Source organism: Arthrobacter sp. UNCCL28 (genome assembly GCF_900102805.1).
In the GTDB taxonomy this organism is placed as follows: Bacteria; Actinomycetota; Actinomycetes; order Actinomycetales; family Micrococcaceae; genus Arthrobacter; species Arthrobacter nicotinovorans_A.
The window spans coordinates 37,171-63,977 of the sequence record NZ_FMWE01000008.1; the positions used below are offsets into that span (position 1 = coordinate 37,171).

Consider the following 26,807-nt stretch of genomic DNA (forward strand, 5'->3'; position numbering starts at 1 on the left):
CAACGCGAAGGGACCCAACGTTGCGGGGCCCACTCTGCACGCTTAGCGCGCAAAATACCCTGCAAACCAGGCCCCACAACGGGGAGGGACCCAACGTTGCGAGGCCCACTCCGCACGCTCAGCGCGCGAAACACCCTGCAAACCAGGCCCCACAACACGGAGGCCCAACGTTGCGGGGCCTACTCCGCACGCTTAGCGCGCGAAATACCCTGCAAACCAGGCCCCACAACGCGAAGGACCCAACGTTGCGAGGCCTACTCTGCCTTCTTCAGCGGCAGCGGTACGAGCTCCTGGATTTCCTCGAAGGTGCAGCCGAAGGTCTCGCGGACGGTGACGCCGTCGGGTCCTGTCAGGAACACAGCCTTGTCCGTGTACACGCGGGTGACGCAGCCGACGCCAGTGAGCGGGTAGGTGCACTGTTCCACGAGCTTGGACACGCCCTCGCGCGTCAGCAAAGTCATCATCACAAACACGTCCTTGGCGCCGGTGGCCAGGTCCATGGCACCTCCGACGGCGGGGATGGCGTCGGGCGCTCCGGTGTGCCAGTTGGCGAGGTCACCCGTTGCGGAAACCTGGAAGGCGCCGAGCACGCAGATGTCCAGGTGCCCGCCGCGCATGATCGCGAACGAGTCGGCGTGGTGGAAGTACGAGGCCCCGGGAAGCTCCGTGACGGGGATCTTCCCAGCATTGATCAGGTCACCATCGACGTCATCCCCAACGGCGGCCGGGCCCATCCCCAGCATCCCGTTCTCCGTGTGGAGCGTGATGTTCTGTTCCTCGGTGAGGTAGTTGGACACCAGTGTTGGCTGGCCGATGCCCAGGTTCACGAAGGAGCCAGGGACGATGTCGCGGGCCACCAGCTGGGCGAGTTCGTCGCGGCCCAGCGGCTTTTCGAAGGTCTGGAGGCTGGTTTGGGTGCTCATGATCAGGCCACCTGTTCTGCGCTGGAACCGCCGACGCGGACCACGCTGTTGACGTAAATTCCCGGGGTCACCACGTTTTCCGGATCCAGGGAACCGGTTGGCACGATCTCCGAGACCTGCACAATGGTGTGCTTGGCAGCGGCAGCCATAATCGGGCCGAAGTTCCGGGCGGTCTTGCGGTACACGAGGTTGCCCTTGCCGTCGGCCTTGAGTGCTTTGATCAGGGCAACATCGGCGTGGATCGGTGTTTCGAAGACCTGCCACTTGCCGTCCAACAACCGGGTTTCCTTGCCCTCGGCCAGCGTGGTGCCATAGCCGGTGGGCGTGAAGAAGCCACCAATTCCAGCGCCCGCGGCACGGATCCGCTCGGCCAGGTTGCCCTGCGGGACGAGTTCCAGCTCGATCTCGCCGGCGTGGTACTTGGCATCGAAGTGCCAGGAATCGGACTGCCGCGGGAAGGAGCAGATCATCTTGCGGACCCGGCCTTCCTTGATCAGCAGCGCCAGGCCTTGGTCGCCCTGGCCGGCGTTGTTGTTCACCACGGTCAGGTCCTTGGCACCGCAGTCCATGAGGGCATCGATCAGTTCGAACGGCTGCCCGGCGTTGCCGAACCCGCCGATCATCACGGTGGAGCCGTCCTTGATGCCGGCGACAGCCTCGCCAACAGTGTCAATGAAATTCAGCATGACTCAACCCCTTCTTATGCCGACGCGCCGGCAGTGACGTTTTCGAGCACCACGGCCAGGCCTTGGCCCACGCCGATGCAGATCGCCGCGACGCCCCAGCGCTGCCCGGACGCCTGCAGCGAACGGGCGAGCGTACCCAGGATGCGGGTACCGGAAGCACCCAGCGGATGACCCATGGCGATCGCACCGCCGTGCTGGTTCACGATCGCGGGATCGATCCCCCACGCGTCAACGCACGCCAGCGATTGGGCGGCGAACGCTTCGTTAAGTTCGACGGCGCCAACCTGGTCCCAGCCAATGCCCGCCTTCGCGAGGGCCTTGTTTGCGGCCTCCACCGGGGCAAACCCAAAGTACTGGGGATCGTTGCCGTGCGCACCCCGGCCGGCGATGCGGGCCAGGGGCTCCATGCCCAGCAGCCCAGAAGCAGCCTCCGAGCCGATCCACGCCGCCGAAGCACCGTCGGATAATGGCGAGGCATTCCCGGCGGTGACCGTACCGCCGTCGGGCCCGTCAGCCTCAGGCCGGAACACGGTCTTCAAACCGCCCAGCTTCTCCGCCGATGAACCTGCTCGGATGCCCTCGTCGCGGACCAGGTCAGTGCCCGGAACCTGCGACACCAGAGAATCGTAGAAGCCTTCGTTCCACGCAGCATCGGCCAGATTATGTGAATCAGCCGCAAAAGCATCCTGGCGTTCCCGGGTGATGCCGTACTTCTCCCGCAGCCGTTCGGTGGCTTCGCCCAAGGAGATGGTCCAGTCCTTGTTCATGGCCGGGTTCACCAAACGCCAGCCCAACGTGGTGGACGCGAGGGTCATGTCACCGGCCGGGTAGGGCTTGGACGTCTTCGGCAACACCCAGGGCGCACGGGACATGGATTCGGCCCCGCCCACGAGCATGAGGTCGGCGTCGCCGGCGTTGATCTGGCGCGAAGCGATGATCGCTGCATCCAAGGAAGATCCACACAGACGGTTGACCGTGGTTCCCGGAATGGAGACCGGAAGCCCGGCGAGCAGCGTGGCCATGCGGGCAATGTTGCGGTTTTCTTCGCCGGCACCGTTGGCGTTGCCGAACACCACCTCGTCGATCCTCTCGACATCCAGGCCGGGAGCACGCTTGACGGACTCACGGACCACGTGGGCAGCAAGGTCATCGGGACGGACAGCAGCAAGGCCGGAGCCGAACTTGCCAAAGGGCGTGCGCACGGCGTCGTACACAAAAGCCTGGTTCATGGGATTTCCTTCGTTCTCTTTCCCAACTGAGTAACAGCAACGTCGCTATGAGCCCCCAATGGGACGTTTGCTGTTACCTAGTTGGGTGGCGGTGGGGACTAGTTGGGTTCGTTGGCGTCGATCTCGGCGAATACTTTTTGGGCCGTCTTGAACGCGGAGTTGGCTGACGGCACGCTGCAATAGATGGCGGTCTGCAGCAGGATTTCCTTGATTTCGTCCCTGCTCAGGCCGTTATTGAGGGCTGCCCTGATGTGCATGGCGAGCTCTTCCCAGTGACCGTGCGCCACCAGTGCCGTGAGGGTGACGGCGGAGCGCATTTGCCGGCTCAGGCCGGGCCGCGTCCAGATGCCACCCCAGGCGATCCTGGTGATCATGTCCTGGTAGTCCTCGGTAAAGGAGTCCTTGCCGGCGTTGGCCCGGTCCACGTGGGCATCGCCCAGTACTTCGCGGCGGACCACCATTCCGGCGTCGTACAGGTCCTGGATGGTGGAGTCCGGCTGCACGGCACCGTTCCGTTCGAAATTGTCCGGGGACACAGCGCTCACAGTCCGTTCTCCTTCATAAAGGTGCGCATCAAGTCCGCCACAGCGGCGGGTGCCTCGGCGGGCGCCAGGTGACCCACGCCGTCGAGCGTTTGCACTTCGGCCAAACCGCCGCCGGCTTTGATGCCGGAAACCACGGCTTCGGCCATCGACGGCGGTGCTACTGAATCCTCGACGCCGGCGATCACCTGCGTGGGGACAGTGATGCTGCCGAGCTGCTCGCGGACGTCGAACGCGGCAAGGGCCTCGCAACAGAACGCGTAACCGAAGCGGTCGGCGTCGCGGAGGGCGTGCAACAGGCGGCTGCTGATGTCCGGCTGCCGGTCCATGAAACCGGGACCGAACCAGCGTTCTGCCGAGCCTTGGATCATGACAGGCGTCCCCAGCCTGCGGACCGTTTCGGCGCGCTCCAGCCAGCCTTCGGGCGTGCCCAGCTTGGCGCCACTGCACTGGACGGACAGGCTGCGAAGGCGGTGGCCATGCTTGATGGCGAGTTGGAGGCCGGTGGCCCCACCGAGCGAAACACCCGCATAGTGAAAGGACGCGCCCGGCGAAACAGAGTCAACGAGATCGACGACGGCGTCCGCCAGTTCCGCGACATCGAAACCTTCTGTGGTGGTCGGCGAAATGCCGTGGCCGGGGAGGTCCCAACCGATGACGTCGTACTCGTCGCCGAGGAGGGCCGCGGTTTCGGTCCAAAGAACCGTGGACGTACCCAGCGAAGGGCCCACCACCAGGAGCGGCTTGGTTCCGAGCCCGCGCTGCGGGGAGAGCAGCACGGCCTTGACGATTGGTTTAGCCACGAGTGGCTCCCTTCGGTGATGATGCAAAGTTCGGGTAGGCGGCAAGGATCCGACGACTGATTTCCCGGGCCTCGCCGAGGTAGCTTGCGGGGTCCAGGAGTGCATCAAGTTCGGCGTCGGAGAGCTTGTCCGCAGGCACAGTTTCGCGCAGGAGTTTGGTGTAAATCCGGGGCTGCTCAGCGGCGGGGGCTTTGAGGGTTTCATCGACGACGCCCTGCAGCTTTTGCTTCCCGTCCTCCCCAAGGAGGGGGGCGACGGCGGCCAAGGCGCCTTCGCTGAGGAGCAGCGGTCCCGAGATCTCCAAGTTCCGGCGCATCGCATCAGGGAAGACACGCAGTCCTTCTACGAGCTCGCGGACGTGTCCGGCAGCCCCGAGCGTCAAGGCCAAGAGCCGGCGAAGTGCCGGCCATTCACTGTGCCAGGCGCCATCGGGTCGCTCATCGTTGAAGGTTGCTGCGGCGAGGTGCAGTTGCGATGCGAGACCGGGTGCCTGCAATGCGGCACTACGGATCAGCACTGACAGCACGGGGTTCTGCTTCTGCGGCATGGCCGAGGAAACTCCACGTCCGGCGGCCAGGGGTTCGCCGAGTTCGGCGACTTCCGGCCGGCTGAGGAACAGCAGGTCCGCGGCGATCTTGCCGAAGGAATCCAGGAGCGCTGCGAGTCCGTCGCCCAACGAAGTGACGGCCAGCCGGTTGGTGTGCCACGGCGCGGGGGCGGGTGCGAGGCCCAACCTTCCGGCCAGTGAGTCGGCCAATGTAAACGGTGTTGCGTCCGAACCAGCAGTCAGATTGGTCCCCGAAGCCAGAGTCCCCCCAGCACCCCCGAACTGCACCGGCAATTCCAAGGACTCCAATCGCGCAGCCGCGGCGGCCACGCCCTGGAACCACTGGGCGGCCTTGAGCCCGAAGGTATAGGGCAGGGCATGCTGCGTCAGGCTCCTGCCAACGCACAGCGTGTCCGTGTGGTCCCGCGACAGGGCGGCGAGCGCCGTCGTCGTGCCCTTGACCTCGGCCAGCAACGAGGAAACGGTGCGGCTGGCGAGAAGCATGAGCGCGGAGTCGAGGACGTCCTGGCTGGTCAGCGATGTATGCACAGCTTTGGCGGCGCCGATTCCGGCAGTGTCCAACTCCCGGACCCGGGCCCGCAAATCACCGAGCAGCGGAATCACCGGGTTTCCGCCGCCTTGGGCGCGCTCCGCTACCGAAGGAACGTCGTAAGAACCCGCATCGGCGGCTTCGGCCACCACGGCGGCGGATCCGGCGGGAGCCAGTCCCGCTTCCTCGAGGACAGCAGCCCAGGAGGCTTCGACGTCGAGGATTGCCGAGATGACGGCACGGTCGCCCGTCAGCGCCACCACGGAGGGCGACGCCGAAACGGGGCTGAGGAGGCCGAAGTCGCCGTCGATCATGCCGGGGTTTCCGTCTCGGCAGTTTCCTGGTTGTTCCCGACGCTGTTATCCAGCGATCCGTCCTGCTGGAAATCAAGGAACACGGTCTCGTCGCCGCCCTGGAGACGGATGTCCCAGGTAAGACCGCCGTCAGGGTCGCGGCGGGCGATCAGCGTCTTGCGGCGCTCGGGATCCAGGGAGCCCAGCAGGGGATCGTTGGCCAGCGCTTCCTCGTTTTCGGGGAGGTAGACACGGGTGAAGAGGCGGTTCATGAGGCCGCGGGCGAACACGGCAACGGAGATGAATGCTGCCGCACCCGGAGCCGTGGGGCCAGGGTTGACCGTGGTGAAGGTGTACACGCCCGAGTTGCCAACAGAGCCGCGGCCCCATCCGGTGAACGTGTAGCCGTCGCGGACCAGGGAGCCGGTGCGCTGAACGATGTTGCCCTCGGAATCAGGCTGCCAGATTTCCAGGATGGCGTCCGGGATGGGGTTGCCGGCGCCGTCGTACACGGTGCCCTGGAGGCGGATGCTGCCGGGGCTTCCGGGTGCCAGGAGTTCGTTGTCCTTGTTGAAGGGGAGGGCGTAGCCGTAGAAAGGGCCTACGGTCTGGCCCGGTGTGGGTGCCAGCTTGCTCATGCGCTTACTCCTCGTCCCCGGCGTCGCCGTATGCTTCGTTTTCTGTCCAGGTCCGCTTGGAACCGGTCAGGATGATGTCCCACTTGTAGCCGAGCGCCCATTCGGGGCTGGTGAGCTCGTGGTCATACTGTGCCACGAGGCGGTCGCGGGCGTCCTGGTCCACGATCGACTGGTAGATGGGGTCCAGCGGGAAGAGCTGGTCACCCGGGAAGTACATCTGGGTGACGATTCGCTGCGTGAACTCCGAGCCGAACATGGAGAAGTGGATGTGGGCCGGACGCCAGGCGTTCAGGTGGTTCTTCCACGGGTAGGCGCCGGGCTTGATGGTGGTGAAGCTGTAGGAGCCGTCGTCGCCGGTGATGCAACGCCCGACGCCGGTGAAGTTCGGGTCCAGCGGTGCGGGGTGCTGGTCGCGCTTGTGGATGTAGCGGCCTGATGCGTTCGCCTGCCAGATTTCCACCAGCTGGCCGGCCACCGGGCGGCCGTCGCCATCAAGGACCCGGCCCGCGACGATGATGCGTTCACCCTGCGGTTCGCCGTTGTGCTGGATGGTCAGGTCCGACTCCAGTGCGTGCACGTCCTGGTGTCCGAACGCCGGCGAGTAGAGCTCAATGGTTTCCGGGTCCGCGTGGTGCAGGCTCTTGGTGGGGTGGCGAAGGATGCTGCTGCGGTACGGCGCGTAGTCCAGCCGCGGCATGGTCTCCGGGCCTTTCCCGTTCTTCAGTGCCTCGGCATAGCGGTCCCCGATGCCCTTGATCTCAGCACTGAGATCCGCCTGGGTTTCCACCTTTTTGGCTTGGTGGGCGGCCTGCGGCTCTGCGGGCGGCACGAGTTCCTCGGATTCGAGCGCCTGTGCTGTCTGTTCGTGTGGCACGGCCGGCTCCTTTCGGTTGATGGTTTCTGTTGGCTTGCGGGGCGGCGGTGGGTTTACACCCGGTGGAGCGAGTCGTATTGGACGGCGTGACGCACCGGGGCGTTGGGCGCCCCGTAACCGTCGTAGTTGCCGCGGCGCTCCACCATTTCGAAGAACACACTGCCCACAGTGGCGGTGTAGAAGTGGAGGAATTCGCCGTTGGCGTCCCGGTCATACAGGAGGTTCAGCTCCTTGAGGGTGGCCAGGAATCCGGGTTCGAGATCGAACCGGGCATCCAGGTCCTCGTAATAGTTGGCCGGAATCTGCAGGAACTCCAGGCCTCTTTGGTGGGCGGACCGGGCGGTGGCCACGAGGTCGTCCACAGCGAAGGCGATGTGTTCCTGATACGTTTTGCGCGCTGTTTGTGCCTGCTGGGCCGGTGCAAGGTTCAGGACCAGCCTGACCTCCCCGTTGCTGGTTTCCATGACCTGCGAGCGGACCAGGCCGCTGGGACTGGGAACTTCGGCGAACGGCTGGGGTTCCAGGGCAAGGGCGCTGGTATAGAAGAGGACGGCTTCGTCAAAGTGCTGCCACGGCTGGGCGAGGTTCACGTGGTCGATCACGGCGTTCTGCGTGCTGGGGGCGTGTTCCCGCCCTTCGCCGAACTCGTGCGTCCAGGCCGCGGTGCCGTCCGGGCTTCCCTGGCACAGGAAGATCTCGGTGGAATCGGGCGCGGAGATGCCTTGGAAGACTTCCTCGTCGGCCTGGACCTTGCGGGCCACCACGGGTGCCTTGAGTTGCTGGGCGCGGGCGGAGGCAATCACTGGGGAGTCGACGTCGAACCCCAAAGCGGCGATAGCCGGTTCCGCGTGGGATGCCGCCTGTTCGTTGATGATCACGCGGGCCTGGCCCATGGTCCAGAGCTGGACGTCCTTGGTGCGGTGCCGGCCCTCGAACTCGAACCCGAGCTGGCCCAGGAGCTTCTCCAGCTGCGCGGTGTCGTCCGCTTTAACCTCGGCGAAGTTGAAGCCGGCGGGCTCGTTCACCTTGGGCAGCGTGGCAAGTTCCATGGGATAACGACGGCGGGATGCGGCTTTTGCGTCAGTTCCCGCTTCCGCGGAGGTGCTTGCGAGCCATGCGGCGCTCTGCTCCTCAAGCCAGATCAGGGAGCGCATGGCATCAACGGCCGTGCGCTCGGTGTCCGACTGCCGGAAGACGTCGTTGAAAACTTCCAGTGACACCGGCCCGGCGTAACCTGCGCGAACCACGTGGCCCATGAACTTGGCGAGTTCGAACTGGCCCTCCCCGGGGAAAACCCGGTAGTGGCGGCTCCAGGAGAGGACATCCATGGAGAGCTTGGGGGCGTCGGCAACTTGGACGAAGAAGATCTTCTCCGCGTTGATGTCCTCGATCGGTGCGGTGTCCCAATCGCGGGACAGGATGTGGAACGAGTCCAGGCAGGTGCCGAGGTTGGGGTGGTCCACCATCTCCACCAAGCGGTACGCGTGCTCGTAGTCGTTGACGTATTTGCCCCAGGCCAGTGCCTCGTAGGCAACCTTGACGCCGTGGTCCCCTGCCAATCCTGCGAGTTCGGCCAGCTGTTCAGCGCGGAGGTCGTCGTGGTCGATGGTGGCCGTGGCGACGTTGGAGCAGACCAGGATGGTGTCCATGCCAAGGCGTTCCATCAGGTTGAACTTGGCCTCTGCCCGCTTGAGGTTGGCCTTCAGCAGGTTCGGAGTGACGCCGTCGAAATCGCGGAACGGCTGATAGAGATCAAGGCCCAAGCCAAGATCCGCGGCCATTTTCCGTACTTCCTCCGGGCTGTGCGGAGAGGTGACCAGGTCCTGTTCGAAGATCTCGATGCCGTCAAAGCCCGCAATGGCGCAGGCCTGCATTTTCTCTTTCAGCGTGCCGGACAGGCAGACCGTTGCGATTCCGGTGCGCATCAGTGGCCCGCCTTTGCCAGCTCGGGGGTTGCTGCGTCTTCCGCCGCGATCAGCTCCAGGAAATGGGCGCGCATCCGTTCCCGGTCGGCTTTGCGGCCGGTGATGAGCTGGAAAGCGTCCGCCGCCTGACCGACTGCCATCCGACCGCCGTCGAGGACGTCGCATCCCTTGGCGCGGGCCTGGCGGACCAGCTGCGTTTCGATGGGCCGGTAGACGATGTCCGCCACCCAGTGGCGCGGTTCCAGGAGTTCGATGTCCAAAGGCAAGCCAGGGTGGGCGGCCATGCCGATCGGGGTGCAGTGCACCAATCCGTCAGCCAGGGGCATGATCCCCGGCAGCTCGGTGGTGCTTCGGGGCGTCACGGTGGCCTCCGGGAAGAGTGCGCCCAGTTCCGCGGCGCGTTCTGCCGCACGGGCCGGGTCCATGTCCACGAGGTCCAGCGTTTTGACGCCGGCTGTGAGGAGTGCGTAGGCGACGGCGGAGCCGGCACCGCCCGCACCAAGCTGGACCACGCGATCCAGTTTTGCCTTGGGGAGCCCGTCGGCGAGCGCCGAGCCGAAACCGGAGAAGTCGGTGTTGTGGCCGATCAGCCGACCATCCTGGATCAGGACTGTATTGACGGCACCCAGTCGACGGGCGTCGTCGGAAATTTCATCAAGGTGTTCCAGCACCAACTGCTTGCACGGGTGCGTGATGTTCAGGCCGTTGTAGCCCATACGGTTCGCTGCGGTCAGGAGATCCCCGACGGCGGTGGCCGGCAATGCGAGTTCCAGCAGGTCCAGGGGGCGGTACAGCAAGCGGAGGCCTTGCACATCGGCTTCGCGTTCATGCATGGGCGGCGTGAGCGAGGGCATGACGCCTTCGCCTATGAGGCCCACCAGAACGGACTCGGCTCGGTTGCTCATCCTAAAGCTCCTTTGACTTCAGCACCGCGGGCGTTTGGCGCTTTTGGAGGGCGCCGCCTGACCGGGTGTTATTGAGATTACTACAAGTGTTCATATTCCGCACGCTTGTTCTTATCGCGAACATTTGGCGGGTTCTGTTTGGTGCTGCGTTGAGGGGTGTGCGTTGCGGGGCCTGCTCTGCCGGGTATCCCGCGTGCTTGGTGTGCAAAGCGGGCCTCACAACGTGCGGGGTATGCGTTGGGTGGCCCGCTCTGCCGGGTATCCATCGTGTTTGGTGTGCAAAGCAGGCCTCACAACGAGAGGGGGTATGCGTTGGGTGGCCCGCTCTGCTGGGTATCCATCGTGTTTGGTGTGCATAACGGGCCTCGCAACGAGAAGGGTGTGCGTTGCGGGGCCCGCTCTGCTGGGTATCCATCGTGTTTGGTGTGCATAACGGGCCTCGCAACGAGGGGGGGTGCGTTGCGGGGCCCGCTCTGCCGGGTATCCCGCGTGTTTGGTGTGCAAAACGGGCCTCACAACGAGGGCTAGCGCTGGGGCAGGCGGGCCGACAGCTCAGCTGCGGCTTCCTGCAGGGTGGGGACGTGCGCGATCAGCTCCTCCATCCCCATCCGGAAGACGGGCACGGCGACTGCCAGCGATGCGAACGCATGCCCTTGGGAGTTGAGGACAGGGACGGCGACTGCCCGCATTCCGACCTCGTTCTCCTCGTCCATCACGGCGTAGCCCTGACGTCGAACCTGCTCGATTTCCTCGCGGAACACATCGCGATCTGTGATGGAACGTTCCGTGAGGGGGTCCAGGGGAAGTTCTTCCAGCAGGCGCTTCCGCTCCACCTCTTCCTCGAAAGCCACAATGGCCTTGCCCACGGACGTCGTGTGCAGGGCGCCGAGATGGCCGGGATCGCTGGTGACGCGGAACGTCTTGGGGCCATCCACCTTGTTGACCGTCAGGTGATGGTTGCCGTCGCGGACAGAAAGGATGGTGGCCTCATGCGTCTGCTCCGTGACCCGCTGCAGGACAGGCAGTGCCGTAGCCGCGAAGCCGTGGTGATTGGAAACCCGCTGCCCCAGCTGGAACACGCGCAGGCCCAGGTGGTAGCGCCGCCCGTCGGGCTCGTAGTCCACAAAGCCGTCGCGCGTGAGCGAGCCCAGCAGCCGGTAGGTAGTACTGAAGGGCAGGCCTGCACTCCTTGCCAGGTCCGCCGCACTGGCGCCGCGCGGCTCGTCGCCCAGCAGGACCAACAAACTCAGGGCTTTGCCGACCATGTCGGTCTTTGTGTCTTCTTTCACACTCATGACTCGATGCTCCCACATAGTGAGAGCTATTTCTAGATGGTGGTGACATCTCTTGACAAGTGACCCCACTCACAGCCACTATTGCTGTATTGCACAAGTAGCTCTCACCATGTGGTTACTTTAGGGATGATCCGGCCGCACCTCGCTCTGGTCTTCCCACCGAAGCCAGATCCGCGACATCGTCGTCACAGAAGGAACCTTCCATGAGCCAAACAATGCCGTCAGCGACGCCAGGCACTGAAACCACCACAGGAACACCCCGGAAAGCCGCACTTGCCAGCTTCCTGGGCAGCGCGGTGGAGTACTACGACTTCTTCATCTTCGGCTCCGCCGCAGCCCTGATCTTCCCCCACGTGTTCTTCCCCTCCGCCGACGCCAATGCGGCTGTCATGTCTTTTGCCACCTTTGGTTTCGCGTACTTGGCCCGCCCCATCGGTGCGGCATTCCTGGGTCATTTCGGAGACAAGATCGGCCGGCAAAAGGTCCTCATGTTTACCCTGGTCCTGATGGGCGCGTCGACGTTCGTGATCGGCTGCCTCCCTGATTTCAAAACAATCGGCTGGTGGGCGCCCGCTCTGCTGGTGCTCGCCCGGTTGTGCCAGGGACTTTCCGCAGCCGGTGAACAAGCTGGCGCGTCATCCATGACCTTGGAACACGCTCCAGACAACCGCCGATCTTTCTTTACGTCATGGACCCTCACTGGAACCCAGGGAGGCCAGATCTTGGCCGCATTGGTTTTCATCCCCGTGGTGGCACTGCCGGATGACATCAAATACGGAATCGGCTGGCGCGTCCCCTTCTGGCTCAGCGCAGTGGTGGTGCTTGTGGCCTTCTTCATCCGCCGCACCCTGCACGAACCGCCCGCTTTCGCTGAGGCCCAGAAGAACAACCAGATCGCCAAGCTTCCCATCGCAGACCTGCTGAAGCACCACTGGCAGGACGTCCTGCGGGTCATCTGCTGCGCTTTCATTGCAGCAGTCAGCACCGTTTTCGGCACCCTCGCCATCAAATACGCCCAGGATGTCGCCGGGGTCAACAGCACCATCACTCTGTGGCTGGTGGTTGCGGCCAACGTTGTTGCCCTGGGAACCCAGCCGCTGTTCGGCATGCTCGCAGACCGCATCGGACGCAAGCCCGTGTTCATCTACGGGGCCGTGGCGAGCGCCATCATGACACCATTCTTCTTCCTGAGCTTCGAATCCGGCTCCACGCCGCTTATGTTCATCGCCGCTATCGCGTACTTCTCACTGGGCTACGCGGCAGCCAACGCCGTGTGGCCTTCGTTCTACGGCGAGATGTTCAGCACTAAAGTCCGCTTCTCCGGCTTGGCCATCGGCACCCAGCTTGGCTTCCTTGCGGCAGGCTTCGCGCCCACCATCGTCACCGCGATCGGCGGAACCAAGCCTGGCGGATGGGTCCCAGTTTCGATCTTCACAGCCGTAGTTTGCCTCATCGCCGTCATCTCGGCCTCCACCGCCCGCGAATCCGCCAAGACGCCCACCGCAGAGCTCGGCCTGCCCAAGCAAACCCAGCACGTGTAACCCGCACTCAGCCCCGCTGGGCTGAGACCGGAGAAGCAGCGAAAAACCCGGAATGCCACACGGCATTCCGGGTTTTTTCGCTCTTCTTAAACCTGAGGGGCCCAAGCAACCGGGAAGGAGCGCTTCCCACTTCCACGTTGCGTCGCCCTATTCAACAATTCCACGGCGCCGGGCCTGAGGCTCACCTGTGGACAACTCCGAGTGCGGGTTACCGCGGGTCCAACGCCACCGGCTTGAACTTTCCAGAACCCGTTCCGGAGTAGAGAAGCAGTGTTCCATCCCCGGCCACGCCCACCAGGGACGGATCGCCCGTCCCCGTAAAGGCGTTGCCCAGGGCAGCAAAGGAAGTGAACATGTTCCACCCGGACCCCAGGTACTGCCGTGTCAGGAAGCCCCCGGTGCCGTTGCCCGGATAGAGCCACAGTGCACCATCGGTACCACGTGCGAGGACGTCTTCCCGGCCGTCACCGTTGAAGTCGCTGCCCTGCATGACGGCGTTGAAGATGTTCCAGCCAGTCCCGATCTGCTTCCACGGCTGGAATCCCCCGGCACCGTTGCCGGGGTAGAGCCACAAGGCTCCGTCCGCGGCCCGTGCCAGGATGTCGGAGCGGCCATCGCCGGAGAAGTCGCCCGGTGCCAGCAGCTCAGTGAATCCTTGCCAGCCCGTACCAATCTGTTTGCGGGCCAGGAACTGCCCCTTCCCATCGGTCGGATAAAGCCACAGCGTCCCGTCGGAGGCCCTGGCCACCAGATCCGGGTGCCTGTCGCCGTCGAAGTCGCCGACGCTCAGAACCGACGTGAAGATGTTCCACCCGGTCCCCACCTGTACGCGCGGCAGGAAGCCACCCGAACCGTTCCCCGGGTAGAGCCACAGGATGCCGTTGGCTCCCCGCGCCAGGATGTCGCCCACGGAGTCGCCGTCGAAATCACCGGCTTCCCACACCTGGCTGAATTGGTTCCAACCGCTTCCGATCGCCAGCCGCTCGGCAAAGCCGGTCCCGTCACCCGGGTAAAGCGTCATATCGGAACCAACGCCAAGGACATCCGCCTTGCCGTCGCCGGTAAATTCCTGCCCGCCAACAATGTCACCGGCCAGGTTCCAACCGGTTCCGACGGCGGTACGCGGCAGGAGGCTGCCCGCGCCGTCGCCGGGGTAGACAAAGAGAGTGCCGTCCGACGTGCGGGCAAGGAGTCCGGCCGTGCCGCCACCGAAAGTGCCCGCCGCGGAAAGACTGGTGAACACATCCCAGCCTTGGCCGATCTGCCGCTGGTCCAGGAATCCACCCGAACCGCTGCCGGGATAAAGCCAGAGACGGCCGTCGGAACTGCCGGCAATAAGGTCTGCCCGGCCGTCGCCGTTGAAGTCACTGGGAGCCACCAACTGCGTAAAGCCCTGCCAGCCATACCCTGCCTGGCTTCGGGGCAGGAAGCCGCCCTTGCCATTGCCCGGGTAGAGCCATAAGGCGCCGTCGCTGCTGCGCGCCAGGATGTCGGCGAAGCCGTCGCCAGTGAAATCGGACGTGCCCAGGACCGCGTTGAAGATGTCCCAGCCGGAGCCTATCCGTACAGGGTCCTCGAGGCGGTTCCCGGGGAGGCCTGCGTAGAGGAGAAGCGAACCGTCCGCTTCGCGGGAAAGGACGTCGGCCAGCTTGTCACCGTCGAAATCTCCGGCGGAGAAGCTCATTCGTGTCTTGAGTTTCGTGTCCGCATTGATGGTGACCGTGGCGGAGGTTGAACTGACCGAGTTGATGGTCACCCTGGTACCTGTGTAGGTGGTGAAAGTGCTCCCGGCCTGCCAGGCGTGGTTCTGGCTGTACCAACCACTGAACGGCGTGGTGTCCGGCATGAGGATCAGCGACGAAGCAATCGTGGCACCGCCGCGCTGGACAATTTTGACGCCTTTGTTGCCGCCTGAAAGGTAACTGTCGTAGCCAACCGGCTGCCGAAGTTCCAGGTAATAGACCTCCTTGCTGACGGGGTCCGTGAACTTGAGGGCCCGCTGGGCTTCGGTTCCTCCCCAGGGCTTAAGCGTATAGCTCTTGACTCCCGTGGCCACTCCGGTGTCACGGATTTCATCGCCTCGTCCAAGTCCGCCGTAGTCCCAGAAAGTGGAGCTGATGACGGGTGAGTTCCATTGCGCAGCGCCCATGATGTCCGTGGTATCGCCGTACTCCCGGATGTAGCAGGACGGGTCCGTGAACTGGCCGTTGCTGTTGACTCCGACGTCCGATGCTCCGCTGGTGCACTGCAGCGCATCAGCGTGCATCATGCCGATGACATGGCCGAACTCATGGCTCATGACGTTGTTGGAGAAGTTGCTGATCTGCGGCATCAGGACGCGGCCGCTGTAACTGCCGCTGCTGTAGCCGGCGCCGAGCGCGTTTCCGGACAACGTGGCGGTGGGAATGAAGATCACCAGCGCCGTGTACGGGCTCGCCGACCACTTCAGCTCGCTGGTGATGGTGGAGATGATGGTGCTGTAGCTGTCGGTCGATTTTGCTTGGGATTGGTGCCCGGCAACCTTGCTGTTGACCGTCATGGAGAGCTTGTTCGCTGTCATCGCCTGCCAGTAGGAACTGGTGGCGGCCACAGTCTTTTCGGCGTCGGCCATGGAGACAGTGTTGGAGTTGTCCGCGAGTTTTGCCGTCACCAGCCGGACACGGATGTCACCGCCCGGGCCAATCGCTGCTGCACCGTCGCTGAGGAGGGAGTCGACGTCGGACTGTCCCTTGGGTGCGCCGCCCACCGGCGGCTCTTCGAACGTGTGATCCGAGTGTGGCGTGCCTTCAATGAACTTCACGTTCGGATTGTCCGGGCCTGGGACAGGAACGGCTGTTGCAGGGGCCTGAACGAAAAACAGGCCGGTGGCAAACACCATCAAGCCTGTGGACAGCGCGATGGATCGCCGCAAAACACCCATTGAATCTCCCGGGGACGGAGCCTGTGGCTCCTGTGAGTCTCAAGAACCGAGATCAGGCTACAGCCGCGGCCCCACCACGCCGGGAAGGCAGGGCTGGGTCGATTGAAATGCAACCAACCCGGAATCCTAACCGGACCCTAACCGGCCCGAAATACCGTGGCAACAATGCCGGGCCACACTGGAATAGCCGGCAAGTGCAGGCACAAGCTCCAGCCCAGGAGGCCACCATGCTGAAGGAAGTCACAACTCACACAACACGTATACGCGCGATCAGCCAGCTCCACCGTGGAGACGAGATCGAAGCCCGCCTGTCCGTGGGACCCGCCTACGATGACGTGGTCATCCGCCGCGGACTGGTTCAGGAGACCGCGCCGGGTATCGGCGTCGTCTGGATCATGGACCACGCCTCAGGGTTGAGGAAAGCCATCAATACCGACGAATGCAGTGTTTGGCGCGTCGCCTGAACCGGCTGACCCCAAATCCCGCTTAGCCTTCAAATCGGGCTTAGCCGCCGGCCACGGACTGGACAATCAGGACCTCCTGTCCGGCAGCGACCTCCGTATCAAGACCCTTCAGACGCCGCACCTCATCACCGTTCACGTAAATATTCACGAAACGGCGGAGGGACCCGGTTTCATCACGCAAACGCCTGGCCAGCACCGGATAATCTTCGGTCACCGCATCAAGTAATTGTCCAACGGTCACAGCCCCGTCGGCGGACGCAGTCAGATAGGACTGTCCGCCGACGAGGGGCTGCAGGACACCAGGCAGCAGGACCGTAAAGTCAGCCACAACGGGGCCTAACCCGGCACCGGCGCGCTGGCTTGATCGCCCGGAGTGGGGTCAATCTCCTGGGCCGCTGCCTCCACTATCACTGCGGCTTCGGCAATCACTGTGGCTTCCGCCGCAGCCAGTGGCGCTTCCACTCCTGCCGTGTTGTCCACCACGACGGCGGCCCTTACGCACAGGACGTCCGGCAAGTGTGAGGCAACTTCCGTGAAGGTGCTGCCCTCATCAGCGCTGGCATAGACGGCACCTCCGCGGGTTCCGAAATACACCCCCACGGGCTCGGCCGTGTCCACGGACGCGGCATCGCGCAGGACGGCGTTGTACTCATGGTCCGGGAGCCCGGCGTGCAGTTCGGTCCACGTGTTGCCGGCGTCATTGGTGCGGTGGACGCTGAGCTTGCTGTCCGGCGGGATGCGTTCGCCATCGGCCTTCAACGGAATCACCCACGCGGTTCCTTCGCGCCGCGGGTGCGTCAGCATGACGAAGCCAAAATCCGCAGGCAGCCCGTCCGCGATCGATTCCCAGTTCTCCCCGTTGTCATCCGAGCGGTACACGCCGTGATGGTTTTGAGCGTACAAACGGCCCTCGACGGCGGCGTCTGCCGCGATCTTGTGGACGCATTGCCCGAACTCGGGGTTGGGATCGGGCATGAAGTAGGCCGAGATTCCTTTGTTCCGGGGCTCCCAGGAGGTCCCGCCGTCGAGCGATCTGTACACCCCGCCCGTACTCATGGCGATGTGGACTTTCTCGCCGGACGGGTCAACCACGATCGAGTGTGCCGCCGCTCCCCCGTAACCGGCACCCCATTCGCTGCGGTGGGGGTGGTCCCACAGTCCGCGGTTCAACTCGAAGTGTTCGCCGCCGTCGGTGGATTTCCACACTGAAATCGGTTCACACCCGGCCCACACCACGCCGGGCCGGGACTCGGCGTCGGGGTAGATCTGCCAGACGCGTTCCAGGGCTGCATCCGTGCCCTCCGGGAATTTGATGGCGCCTTGCTCCGGCTCGGTCCAACTGGCTCCAAGGTCGTCGGAGTGGGCGACGGTGGGCCCCCAATGCTCGGAACGGACTCCCACCATGATCCGGGTTTTGCCGTTGCGCGTATCTATCCCGATGCTGGGTATCTCGCTCATCAGGAAGTGCGGGCCGGAGAGGGACCAATCCTTGCGGTCCGGGCTGGTTGCCAGCCACAGGCCCTTTTTGGTCCCGATAGCCAGGACATAACTCTCTGCGTTATCTGCGGTTGCCATGAGTCCCATCGAACCATCGGTGCGGGTGGGTGGCAACGGTTTTCCGGGCGTATGTGGATAGTCGCAGTTTTGGGATGCCCTCAGCAGATTCGGCCGGACTTTCCATTGCGTTCAAACTCTGGGCAAAGAACTCCTAACGGTTACAGTGTCGCCAAACTCCAGATCGTGACGCGGAAATAGAAAAAACTTTTCTGGAGCCAGAACCACCGTTGTCCCCCGGCGCGGGAGAAAACGTGCTTGACTGTGGTTTTGCGGTCACGAGGCCGGAACAACGTTGTTGGGGGAACAGATGTTTTGCGAGGTCAGGGAGCCATGAAGCCGTCACAAGGGAACTCTGCGGTCCCAGCGCGTTAGCGGGGCCGCGCCATGGTTGCAGCAGCACTGCAAGAGGGAGCAATAGTCCTGGACCCCTTCTCCGTAAGGATGGTCCTCGGCCTGGTCACCCTGGCCCTGATCGTCATTTCCTGTGTGTCGTCCCAGCGGAGACACTCGGCATACGCCGGGTGGTGGCGGGTTGCCTTATGCCTGTTCTTTGTTGGCAACGCCGCCTTCCTCCTGAACGGGACGGCCTCGCAATTCTGGGCAAACCCGCTGGGCAAGGCCCTGGTTGTTGCCGGTACCTTCTGCCTCTGGGCGGGAGCCCGTACCTTAAGGGACCGCCGCGCCACCCCGTGGCTCCTGGTACCGGCTCCCCTGCTCAGCGGACTTGCCTCGGCATTGGATGACCCGGGATCCGGAGTATGGTCGGGCGGCTTGACGTACCTCAGCCTGACTACGCTGGGAATCAGCCTGGCCGCCGTGGAACTGTGGTTCGCGAGGCCCGGACGCTCGCGGATCACCACGTTCCTGTCCTTGATTGCCGCGCTGACTGCCTTGTACTACTTGTCCCGCGGCATCACCTTTGTGGCAGCCGGGCCCAACAGCGCGGTGTTCCTTGACTTCTTTGGTTACGCGCCGGCGGCCCTCATGCATTTGATGCTCCTGGTGTCCGTGTCCTCCACCATGAATACGCTCAGCAACAAGCAGCTGATCAAACGCCTCCGGGAACGTGCCGAGCGTGACCACCTGACGGGCCTGCTCAACAGGGGCGCGTTCCTGGACCTGGCAGCCCGGTCCCTCGCCCGGCCGTCCGGCCGGGGGGCAGCTTTGATCCTCGCCGACCTGGACCACTTCAAGGCAATCAATGACGAGCATGGGCATTCAGCCGGAGACGCAGCCCTCCGCGCCTTCGCTGCAGCCTGCACCGCCTCGGTCAGGTCAACAGACCTCGTAGGGCGGTATGGAGGGGAGGAGTTTATCCTCTTCCTGCCCGGCGCCTCCCAACAGAGGGCCGAGGCAATCGCCTCCGAAATCAGTGACCACCTGCAGTCCATGAGGGGTCCGGACGGGTTGCCCTTCCCGACAGTGAGCTATGGCGTGACCTCCACGGGAACCGACGTCCAGGACCTTTCCTTCATGATCAACGTGGCCGACGCCGCCCTCTACAGCGCGAAGGCGCAGGGGCGGAACCGGGTGGTGGGAGCTGCGGGAACGGAACCCGCGCCCGAAGCCAGCCGTCCGCCGTCGTAAGTTCACATAGGTTGGTATCGCCTGGCGTGGCCTTATGCCTAGGCTGTTGGTGGCAAGTGAGAGTGGTCCCCACCCGTGAATCACGGAGGACAAACATTAACGGAGAGCGACGATGACTGAAGCAAACACCAATGCACGCGCACAAAAGCTGAAAGCCCTGCACGAGGCCCCCGAAATCCTGAGCGTGGTGAACGTGTGGGACGCCATCAGCGCCCGGACCATCGCAGAGCTTCCTGGGACGCAGGCGATTGCGACGGCAGGACATTCCATTGCTGCGTCCTTCGGATATGCCGACGGAACCATGCCTTTGGACGTCGCGCTGGATGGAGTAAAGCGGATTGTCGACGCCGTGGATCACCCTGTCAGCGCAGACCTGGACGATGGCTACGACAACCCGGCCGAGACCATCCGCCGGGCGATTGCGATTGGCGTGGTCGGTGCAAACGTCGAAGACCGACTCCGTCCCTTCGACGAAGCCGTTGCCCGCGTCCAGGCAATCATCTCGGCTGCCGCAGATGAAGGAATCGCATTCCAGCTCAATGCGCGCACCGATGCCATTGTGCGGGGCGGCGACCGCCCCATTGAAGAGAGCATCCAGGATGCCATCGCCCGCGGCCGCGCTTTCCTCGACGCCGGTGCTGCCCTGGTCTTCGTGCCCGGCGCCATGACCCGTGAGGTCATCGAGCCGCTGGTTGAAGGCCTCGGCCACGGCAAGCTTTCGGTGATCGGCGCCCCGGGAGCCCTTCCGGCTGCAGAACTCCAGGAACTCGGTGTGGCCCGGGTGTCCTACGGTCCGTTCACCCAGCGCGTGGCCTTGCGGGCACTGCAGGATCTTGCCTCGGATCTTTACGGCTCCGGCGTGATCCCGACCGACACTCCGGCGCTGAACTAGCCGGGCCGCTCCTGGCCTGTTCCGTCGGTGGCGGCGGGACAGGTCAAGAGCCGGAGCGGGTGTCGAAGGCAGCTGCGGATTCCCGCAGAAGCCGGGCCACCGTGTCCACGGGCAGGCTCGCTGCCCGACGGCGATCGAAGCGTCGCAGGGCGATGTGCCGGGTGCCCAAACCAGGAACGTCCAGGATGTCCACATGGTCGTGGACCACTCCCGTGAGCGCAAGGGTGGGCACAATGGCCACCCCCTCACCGGCAGCGACGAGTGCCAGCGCCGTCAGGGTGTCGTGGTACTGATGAACAGTCTCAATCCGTGCCCCCGTGGAGTGCCGGAGGCGTCCGAGCACTGCGGTATTGGCTGCTGATGACTCCACTCCCAGCCAGGGCAAGTGCAAGCGGCTGAGATCGATGTTATCCGTGCCCAGCAGGCTGCCTGCGGGCACCACAAGTTTCCACGGCTCATCCATCAAGGGCTCCTGGACCATTCCGGCGGCCATCGGATGCTGCTCTGCCGCCGTCGAGTCCTGTTCGATCACCACGGCATCGAGCTGGCGCTGGCGAATCAGCCTCATCACCGCAGGGAAGCTGTCCTCCACGATCTGGATCTGCAGTTGGGGGTATTGGCTCCGCCATTCCGGAAGGCGCGGGATCACTACTGTGCGCATGAAGCTGGTGAAGCCGCCCACCCGTACAACGCCTGCGATATTCACTTCGCTCTGCATCCGGGCCCTTGCGACGTTGAGCGCACGCTCTATCTCTTCCCCCGCCTCTGCCATGGCCAGGCCCGCGGGTGTGAGCACTGACCCTTTGGGGGTTCGAAGGAGCAGCGACTGCCCTGCCTCGGCCTCAAGTTTGCTTAGCTGCTGGGACACCGCGGAGGGCGTAATGCGCAGTTCATCGGCAGCTGCGAGGACGCCTCCGGTACGGGCGACAGCAAGAAGGACCAGGAGTCTGCGGGGGTCCACATCCATGTTAAGCGCTCCTAAACTCCGTCTTCAGAAGATTGCAATTGATCTAAAGGCAATCCTCGCCCAATATTGACTCAAAAGCACGATTCAGCCTCGAAATACCGATCAGCTAATCAAGCCTCCACTCCGGATCAGACGCCGCCCACCGGCGCCTTCCGGGGTGCCCAAATCCCGAAAGGAAATCCCATGGAACTGCTGTTCGAAATCACCGGCTGGGCCGGCGCAGTGGCAATGCTCGGCGGCTACTTGTCAGTGTCCATGGGTTGGTTGCAGGCAGGCGCTACCTTCCAAACCGTCAACCTCCTTGGTTCGTGCGCTTTCATCATCAATGGGACGCTCCACGGTGCATGGCCTTCCGTAGTGACCAACGTGGCCTGGTTCCTGATCTCAGCAGTTTCGCTGCTCCGGATGCGGGCAAAGGAACGGCAGGAGCGCGAGGCTCACCAGGCACAGGTTCAGGAACAGGCTCAAAGGACCTCCTCCCTTGGCCCGGACACCGCCGCCCAGGTCATTGTCGCGGCCACCCGCCCCAGCGCCATCGCCGCATAGCCTCCGCCCGGCACCAAAGTCCTTCAACGGCGCCGGCACCAGCACCAGCACCGGCACCAGGAACGGCGCCAGCACCAGCATCGGCATCACAAAAGGTAACGTCCCGACGTCGTGCCTGGTACCGGAGCCTATTCTGGGCAGTAGCCGCCGCCCAACCGTGAAGGAAGCCAATGCCCACTCCCGAACATCCCCTGCGCAAACTTGGTTTCCTCACCATCGGCCTGTTCGATCCCGCGGATCCGGCCGCAGGGCACCGGTCCACCTTGGAGATCATCGAGCTTGGGGAACGGCTGGGTTTCGACAGCGCATGGCTCCGGCACCGGCATCTGCAGTTCGGGATTTCCTCGCCCGTTGCGGTCATGGCAGCAGCAAGCCAGCGCACCTCAAGGATTGAGCTGGGAACTGCCGTGACGCCGCTGGGTTGGGAAAACCCTTTGCGCCTGGCCGAAGACCTGGCCACCGTGGACCTTCTCTCTGGTGGACGCATCAACCCGGGGCTGAGCGTGGGGGAACCCATGAATTACGACACCGTGAAGCATGAGCTCTACCCGGACACGGCCGATGTAGAGGATTTCAGCTACGCCCGTGTGAACCGGCTTGCCCGTCTGGTCGCCGGGGAGAAAATCCGGGAATTTTCCGGTAAACAAGGCGTGGTGGAGGAATTTTCGCACCGCGTGGAACCACATTCACCGGGCCTGCGTGCGCGGCTTTGGTACGGGGCTGCGAGCATGAAATCGGCGGTGTGGGCCGGGGAAAACGGCTTCAACCTGCTCTCCAGCAGCGTGATCTTCCCGGACAAGGACCAGGAACCGGACTTTGCCGGGGTCCAGCAGTCCCAGATCCGCGCCTATCGCGAAGCCGCAGCCCAAGCAGGCCATCCTGCCCGCGTCTCCCAAGGCCTGGTGGTGATTCCCACAGACTCGGCCTCACCGGACCAGCGGCAGAAATACCAGCGGTATGTGGACCAACGGACCCCACGTACCCGTGCGCCCCAGGGACCGAAGGGCATGATGTTCGCCCAGGACATTATCGGAACCAGCGAGGAGATCGCCGGGCAACTCTACGCCCACCAAGGTTTCCAAGAGGTGGACGAGGTGGCATTCGCGCTGCCCTTCAGCTTCGAGCACGAGGACTATGTGCAGATCCTCACCGACATCGCGGAGAAACTCGGGCCGGCCCTGGGGTGGACGCCCGCCGCCTGACCGGCGTCGCGGGCAAGGCCGCGTCAGACCGGCGCCGCGGGGCCTGGCACCGTCTGACCGGCGTCGCGGGGCCAGGCCGCGTCAGACCGGCGTCGCGGGCCACGCAGCGTCAGTCCGGCGTCGCGAGCCAGGCCCCGCCTGACCGGCGTCGCGGGCCACGCAGCGTCAGTCCACAAACTCCGACTGTGTCTCAATGAAGTCCCAGTCCGCCTCCGTCAGCACACCGCTGACCTTGTCCGGATGGGGTCCCCCGGCTTCGGCAATATGCTGCAGTACGGGCAGGGGAAGCTCATCGACGCGCAGGTTTTCCCGCAACCATTCTTTGCTGTCCAGGTGCAGATCGAGCCACCACATGAAAATTTCCATCGCGGACCGCCTTCTTTCGGATGTGCCGTGGGTTCAAGTACGCCGCGGGCACGGATTAACCGTAGGCCGGGGCGGGGGTGTCTACAAGGGTCCGGCCCTTGTGGCGGGCCCCGCTTAGGGCCACTCTGTTCCTAGGGGAATTCCCGGCGTACGCTTCGTTGGGCCGGACTCCCGTCACACAAGGGATCCGCCATGGACTGTGACATGGAGCTGGAGATTGATGCCGGCTCTGGACGCGGCGAATATGCGGTGCACGTGGTCCGTGCACCGGCGGGAGGCCACGCTTCGGGCACGTTCACCCTGGATGTGGATGGCATCCTGGAACGGCTCCCCCAACTTGAAGCCACGGTCCTGGCCTCTGCCGTGGCTGCGCGAAGGACCATGCCCGTGGCTGAAATGGCCGTCCGGGAAGTGGGACAACAGTTATTCCAGGCTCTGTTCACCCGCGAGGTTTACGGTACCTACCGTGCCAGCCTGGGCGCCGCGCAGCACGCCGGCCAGCAGCTCAGGGTGGTTCTAAGGTTGTCGGCGCCGGAACTGGCCACCATGCCCTGGGAGACCTTGTTCGACCCCGAAACTGAAACCTACCTCTGCCAGACCGAGCCCCTCCTCCGCCACATCCCCGCACCGGACTACAACTTGAACCCCTTGGATGTGGAGCCCGCTCTGCGCATCCTGGGAATTGTTGCCTCGCCGCGGGACCTGCCCTCCTTGGATGTCGCTGCCGAGAAAGAACACTTGGCCCGTGCGTTGGCTGGCCCCGTTGCCGAAGGCCGGGTGGAGCTGGTCTGGGCGAAAACGGGGACTTGGGATGATGTGCAGTCCTTGCTGTTGGCCGGGCCTTGGCATGTGGTCCATTTTGTGGGCCACGGCGACTACGACTCCCGAACCGACGAAGGCAGGATAGCCCTGGTGGGTCCCGACGGCAGGGCCGCCATGGTCCGCGCCGTCAGGTTGATGGCCCTGCTCAGCGTCGCCGCGCCACGCCCGAGGTTGGTGGTGCTGAACTCCTGCTCATCCGGGGAAATGGGCCAATCAGACCTTTTCTCAGGTACGGCGTCCGCCTTGGTCAGGAGCGGCATTGGCGCCGTCGCTGCAATGCAATTCGCCATCAGCGACTACGCCGCCATCGCCTTCGCCCACGGCTTCTACGCCGCGATCGCCAACGGCCGCACCGTGGATGAGGCGGCGCGCGTCGGCAGGATCTCAGTCATGGCCAGCCCCGACGGAACGCTCGAATGGGTCACCCCGGCCCTCTACGTCCGCGGCGGCACCACTCAACTGTTCACGTTGAAAGGAACACCGCGCACTCCGGTGGCAGTTGAAGGCACGGCGCGGGTTGGAAGCGGGGCGTCCGTTGAAAGTTCGACGGCGACCAGCACCCCGGGCGGCCAAGCTGCGGCACCAACGGACGCAGGTTCGACGGCGGCCAGCACCCCGGGCGGCCAAGCTGCGGCACCAGCGGACGCAGGTTCGACGGCGACCAACACCTCCGGCGGTCAAGCTGCGGTACCAACCAACACAGGTTCGACGGCGACCAGCACCCCGGGCGGTCAAGCTGCGGTACCAACCGACAAAGGTTCAACGGCGTCATCGCCCGACCCGGTACAGGACCCCCGTTTACCGACCCAAACAGCGCAGTTGACGACTCCGCAGGTTCCGGGCACCCCCGGGCAAGGCACACAGCCCGGCGCCAACTCGCCGCAGGCCAATGCCGGGCAGGCCAATGCCAATCGAGTGGCCCAACCGCGGGCCGCCCAAGAGCAGGCCATGAAACGTGCGCAACTGAGGGCGCTGTACGTCCAAGCTTCCGCCGAGTTGCGGGCCCGCCGACTGGAACAGGCCGTGGAACTGTTCGAAGACCTCCTGACGCTGGAGCCCGGGTACCTTGACGCGACAACCCTGAGAGACAACGCGAGGCAAAGACTGGAACTGGAGCGCACTTATCGCGAAGCACTGGAGGCCGAGGAGACCGAAGATTGGCTGGCCGCAGCAGATGGCTTCGCAGCGGTCCAGGACCACCCCGCATTCCCTGACGCCGCCTCCCGACGGCAGGACTGCGAGCGCCGCCAACGAATCTCGGACCTGCAAGGTGAGCTCCGATACCATTCCTCCCTCGGCTCCTGGCAGGCGGTGCTGGACGTTTCAGCAGAGCTGGCTACCGTGGATCCGCTCGCCGCAGATCCGGACGGGCTCGCAACGGCAGCCCGGGAGGAATTGGAGAAAACCAGGCCCACGGACCCTTCGAACGTTGCGGTGGCCGGGACCGGGATGGATGCGGTGTCCGGGGAAAGGAAGCCGGAGGGCTCGTACACGGCAGCCGATCCCCCGGTTCGGCCGGCACGGAAAATGGCGGCATTCACCCCGCCCTCGACGGACCAGGGCCAACCCCGTCGCCCGTTGAAAGACCCCGGCCGGACAACAGCTCCAGCCGCACCGACCCCAGCCACATCCACCACCGCGGGCAAGGCCGGCGCACCCCCAGCCACAATGCACTCAGCCACATCCACCACTGCGGCCGAGGCACCCGCTGCCATCCCGCCGTCGAACGCCGGCGTTTCAAGAGGCGAACCGTCGACAACCGGCGCCCCGACACCGGGCCCTTCCGCGGGGGTCCCCGGAGACGGGCTGACCACACCCCGGTGGATGCCGCTGTTGTGGGGAGGTGTCGCACTGGTGGTGGCCGGCGGCCTGGGCGCATGCTTCGCGGTCTACTTCCTCTGGCTGGACGACAACTATTGGTACGAGAGCGGGGGCGATGGGTCCCTCCGCGTCGTCTACGGCCTGGTGGCACCCCTGGGGTACGTGCTGTTGGCCGTGGCGGGACTTCCCGACCGCACCGCCGCCGGCAGGGTGGCGATGGTGGGCGTGGTGGTTTCCGGGGCTGTTTTTGGGCTTTCCGGGCTCAACGAAACGGTGGACGCCACCGCCGTCGTTGCCAGCTTTGTGCATGCGGGCCTGGGCGCGTGGGCGGGACTCCTGGCCTTGAGGTCCGGCACCTCCAAGCCGTTCGGATGGCTGCTCATGTGGCCCACGGTGACAGTCCCGCTGGTCTGGGTGCAGGACAAGGGAGTCTTCCTTGAGTCCTGGTACCGGACGCATGCGTACTTTGTGTTGATTCAGCTTGTGGTTGTTTGTGCGGCGGGGGTCGGACTGGTGGTGGCGGCCCGCCGCCTTGCCGCAGCGGAGAAGGGACAGGAACATGAGCAGGTTGGTTGAATTCACTACCGACGACGGCGGCACGGTAGTTGTGGAGGTCGCGAACGCCGCGGGGAGCCTGGTGACAAGGGGCGGGGATCACGCCGGGGACCATTCGGGGGTCTTTGCCCGGGCCCAGCAGACCTTTGAGCGCGCGCTGGCCCACGTGCGCCCAGCGGTCCAAGGGGTGATCGATGAGCTTCTGAGCCTGGAAAACCGTCCTGATGAGGTAAGCGTGGAATTCGGGATAGACCTCCATGCCGAGGCGGGTGCGTTCATCGCTTCGGCCAGTACGGCATCGAACTTCAAGGTGCGACTGACGTGGAACAAGCCGACGGAAACCTGATGCCCCTACGC

Annotated in this window: 24 protein-coding genes; 8 read left to right on the forward strand and 16 right to left on the reverse strand. The window is 64.3% G+C overall.

Annotated elements, in window-relative coordinates; genetic code table 11:
- Window positions 1-254 precede the first annotated feature (254 nt).
- The 11 genes from BLQ01_RS18510 to BLQ01_RS18560 all read right to left on the reverse strand — a co-directional run bounded on the left by BLQ01_RS18510 (window position 255) and on the right by BLQ01_RS18560 (window position 11,210).
- On the reverse strand, window positions 255-923 hold the full coding sequence (locus tag BLQ01_RS18510) for a 3-oxoacid CoA-transferase subunit B (RefSeq protein ID WP_091553479.1): 669 nt from the start codon (window positions 921-923) through the stop codon (window positions 255-257).
- A gap of 2 nt (window positions 924-925) precedes the next feature.
- On the reverse strand, window positions 926-1,609 hold the full coding sequence (locus BLQ01_RS18515) for a 3-oxoacid CoA-transferase subunit A (protein ID WP_091553481.1): 684 nt from the start codon (window positions 1,607-1,609) through the stop codon (window positions 926-928).
- Window positions 1,610-1,623: 14 nt separating this feature from the next.
- Complete coding sequence (locus BLQ01_RS18520; RefSeq protein ID WP_091553484.1) at window positions 1,624-2,838, reverse strand: thiolase family protein; 1,215 nt, start codon at window positions 2,836-2,838, stop codon at window positions 1,624-1,626.
- 98 nt (window positions 2,839-2,936) lie between these two features.
- Window positions 2,937-3,383: a 4-carboxymuconolactone decarboxylase gene (gene pcaC, locus BLQ01_RS18525; protein WP_091553486.1), complete on the reverse strand. Its 447-nt coding sequence runs from the start codon at window positions 3,381-3,383 to the stop codon at window positions 2,937-2,939.
- Window positions 3,380-4,183, reverse strand: a complete 804-nt coding sequence (locus BLQ01_RS18530) for an alpha/beta fold hydrolase (RefSeq protein WP_091553488.1) — start codon at window positions 4,181-4,183, stop codon at window positions 3,380-3,382. Before BLQ01_RS18530 ends, pcaC begins: the two co-directional genes overlap by 4 nt.
- Entirely contained in the window at window positions 4,176-5,594 is a 1,419-nt protein-coding gene (locus BLQ01_RS18535; RefSeq protein ID WP_091553490.1) for a lyase family protein, read from the reverse strand. The genes BLQ01_RS18530 and BLQ01_RS18535 overlap by 8 nt, the downstream gene beginning before the upstream one ends.
- Entirely contained in the window at window positions 5,591-6,211 is a 621-nt protein-coding gene (gene pcaG, locus BLQ01_RS18540; RefSeq protein WP_091553493.1) for a protocatechuate 3,4-dioxygenase subunit alpha, read from the reverse strand. The genes BLQ01_RS18535 and pcaG overlap by 4 nt, the downstream gene beginning before the upstream one ends.
- A 4-nt stretch (window positions 6,212-6,215) precedes the next feature.
- Complete coding sequence (gene pcaH, locus BLQ01_RS18545) at window positions 6,216-7,085, reverse strand: protocatechuate 3,4-dioxygenase subunit beta (protein WP_026547718.1); 870 nt, start codon at window positions 7,083-7,085, stop codon at window positions 6,216-6,218.
- A gap of 53 nt (window positions 7,086-7,138) precedes the next feature.
- Window positions 7,139-9,010, reverse strand: a complete 1,872-nt coding sequence (locus BLQ01_RS18550; protein WP_091553495.1) for a bifunctional sugar phosphate isomerase/epimerase/4-hydroxyphenylpyruvate dioxygenase family protein — start codon at window positions 9,008-9,010, stop codon at window positions 7,139-7,141.
- The gene (locus BLQ01_RS18555; RefSeq protein ID WP_091553498.1) at window positions 9,010-9,915 is read right to left on the reverse strand and encodes a shikimate dehydrogenase; all 906 of its coding nucleotides are present in this window, start codon (window positions 9,913-9,915) and stop codon (window positions 9,010-9,012) included. Before BLQ01_RS18555 ends, BLQ01_RS18550 begins: the two co-directional genes overlap by 1 nt.
- A gap of 524 nt (window positions 9,916-10,439) precedes the next feature.
- Window positions 10,440-11,210 carry an IclR family transcriptional regulator gene (locus BLQ01_RS18560; RefSeq protein WP_091553500.1) on the reverse strand — a complete coding sequence of 257 codons (771 nt, stop codon included), beginning with the start codon at window positions 11,208-11,210 and terminating at the stop codon, window positions 10,440-10,442.
- A gap of 203 nt (window positions 11,211-11,413) precedes the next feature.
- Here BLQ01_RS18560 and BLQ01_RS18565 point away from each other — a divergent pair, with 203 nt between their 5' ends.
- Complete coding sequence (locus BLQ01_RS18565) at window positions 11,414-12,751, forward strand: MFS transporter (protein ID WP_026541129.1); 1,338 nt, start codon at window positions 11,414-11,416, stop codon at window positions 12,749-12,751.
- 208 nt (window positions 12,752-12,959) lie between these two features.
- On the opposite strand, the gene BLQ01_RS18570 is transcribed toward BLQ01_RS18565, so the two are convergent.
- The gene (locus BLQ01_RS18570; protein WP_091553503.1) at window positions 12,960-15,671 is read right to left on the reverse strand and encodes an FG-GAP-like repeat-containing protein; all 2,712 of its coding nucleotides are present in this window, start codon (window positions 15,669-15,671) and stop codon (window positions 12,960-12,962) included.
- Between the two features lie 227 nt (window positions 15,672-15,898).
- Here BLQ01_RS18570 and BLQ01_RS18575 point away from each other — a divergent pair, with 227 nt between their 5' ends.
- The gene (locus tag BLQ01_RS18575) at window positions 15,899-16,135 is read left to right on the forward strand and encodes a hypothetical protein (RefSeq protein WP_026541127.1); all 237 of its coding nucleotides are present in this window, start codon (window positions 15,899-15,901) and stop codon (window positions 16,133-16,135) included.
- A gap of 40 nt (window positions 16,136-16,175) precedes the next feature.
- Here BLQ01_RS18575 and BLQ01_RS18580 read toward each other — a convergent pair whose 3' ends face one another.
- Both BLQ01_RS18580 and BLQ01_RS18585 read right to left on the reverse strand, forming a co-directional pair.
- A complete protein-coding gene (locus BLQ01_RS18580) occupies window positions 16,176-16,463 on the reverse strand; it encodes a MoaD/ThiS family protein (protein WP_091553505.1) in 288 nt (95 codons plus the stop codon).
- A gap of 8 nt (window positions 16,464-16,471) precedes the next feature.
- Window positions 16,472-17,719: a WD40/YVTN/BNR-like repeat-containing protein gene (locus BLQ01_RS18585; protein WP_223944218.1), complete on the reverse strand. Its 1,248-nt coding sequence runs from the start codon at window positions 17,717-17,719 to the stop codon at window positions 16,472-16,474.
- 357 nt (window positions 17,720-18,076) lie between these two features.
- On the opposite strand from BLQ01_RS18585, the gene BLQ01_RS18590 reads away from it, so the two are divergent.
- Together BLQ01_RS18590 and BLQ01_RS18595 are read left to right on the forward strand one after the other, a co-directional pair.
- The gene (locus tag BLQ01_RS18590) at window positions 18,077-19,279 is read left to right on the forward strand and encodes a GGDEF domain-containing protein (RefSeq protein WP_091553507.1); all 1,203 of its coding nucleotides are present in this window, start codon (window positions 18,077-18,079) and stop codon (window positions 19,277-19,279) included.
- Between the two features lie 112 nt (window positions 19,280-19,391).
- Entirely contained in the window at window positions 19,392-20,171 is a 780-nt protein-coding gene (locus BLQ01_RS18595; protein ID WP_091553509.1) for an isocitrate lyase/PEP mutase family protein, read from the forward strand.
- A gap of 43 nt (window positions 20,172-20,214) precedes the next feature.
- On the opposite strand, the gene BLQ01_RS18600 is transcribed toward BLQ01_RS18595, so the two are convergent.
- Complete coding sequence (locus tag BLQ01_RS18600; RefSeq protein ID WP_026541124.1) at window positions 20,215-21,138, reverse strand: LysR family transcriptional regulator; 924 nt, start codon at window positions 21,136-21,138, stop codon at window positions 20,215-20,217.
- Window positions 21,139-21,321: 183 nt separating this feature from the next.
- Between BLQ01_RS18600 and BLQ01_RS18605 the strand changes: the two genes are divergently transcribed.
- Complete coding sequence (locus BLQ01_RS18605; protein ID WP_175493490.1) at window positions 21,322-21,684, forward strand: CBU_0592 family membrane protein; 363 nt, start codon at window positions 21,322-21,324, stop codon at window positions 21,682-21,684.
- Between the two features lie 170 nt (window positions 21,685-21,854).
- Window positions 21,855-22,886, forward strand: a complete 1,032-nt coding sequence (locus BLQ01_RS18610; protein WP_091553511.1) for an LLM class flavin-dependent oxidoreductase — start codon at window positions 21,855-21,857, stop codon at window positions 22,884-22,886.
- A gap of 165 nt (window positions 22,887-23,051) precedes the next feature.
- Here the strand turns inward: BLQ01_RS18610 and BLQ01_RS18615 are convergent, their stop codons facing one another.
- Window positions 23,052-23,252, reverse strand: coding sequence for a hypothetical protein (locus BLQ01_RS18615; RefSeq protein ID WP_026547727.1), 201 nt, complete (start codon window positions 23,250-23,252; stop codon window positions 23,052-23,054).
- A 204-nt stretch (window positions 23,253-23,456) separates the two neighbouring features.
- Between BLQ01_RS18615 and BLQ01_RS18620 the strand changes: the two genes are divergently transcribed.
- Both BLQ01_RS18620 and BLQ01_RS18625 read left to right on the forward strand, forming a co-directional pair.
- Window positions 23,457-26,471, forward strand: a complete 3,015-nt coding sequence (locus BLQ01_RS18620; RefSeq protein ID WP_175493491.1) for a CHAT domain-containing protein — start codon at window positions 23,457-23,459, stop codon at window positions 26,469-26,471.
- On the forward strand, window positions 26,455-26,796 hold the full coding sequence (locus BLQ01_RS18625) for a CU044_2847 family protein (protein ID WP_026541119.1): 342 nt from the start codon (window positions 26,455-26,457) through the stop codon (window positions 26,794-26,796). The genes BLQ01_RS18620 and BLQ01_RS18625 overlap by 17 nt, the downstream gene beginning before the upstream one ends.
- Window positions 26,797-26,807 lie beyond the last annotated feature (11 nt).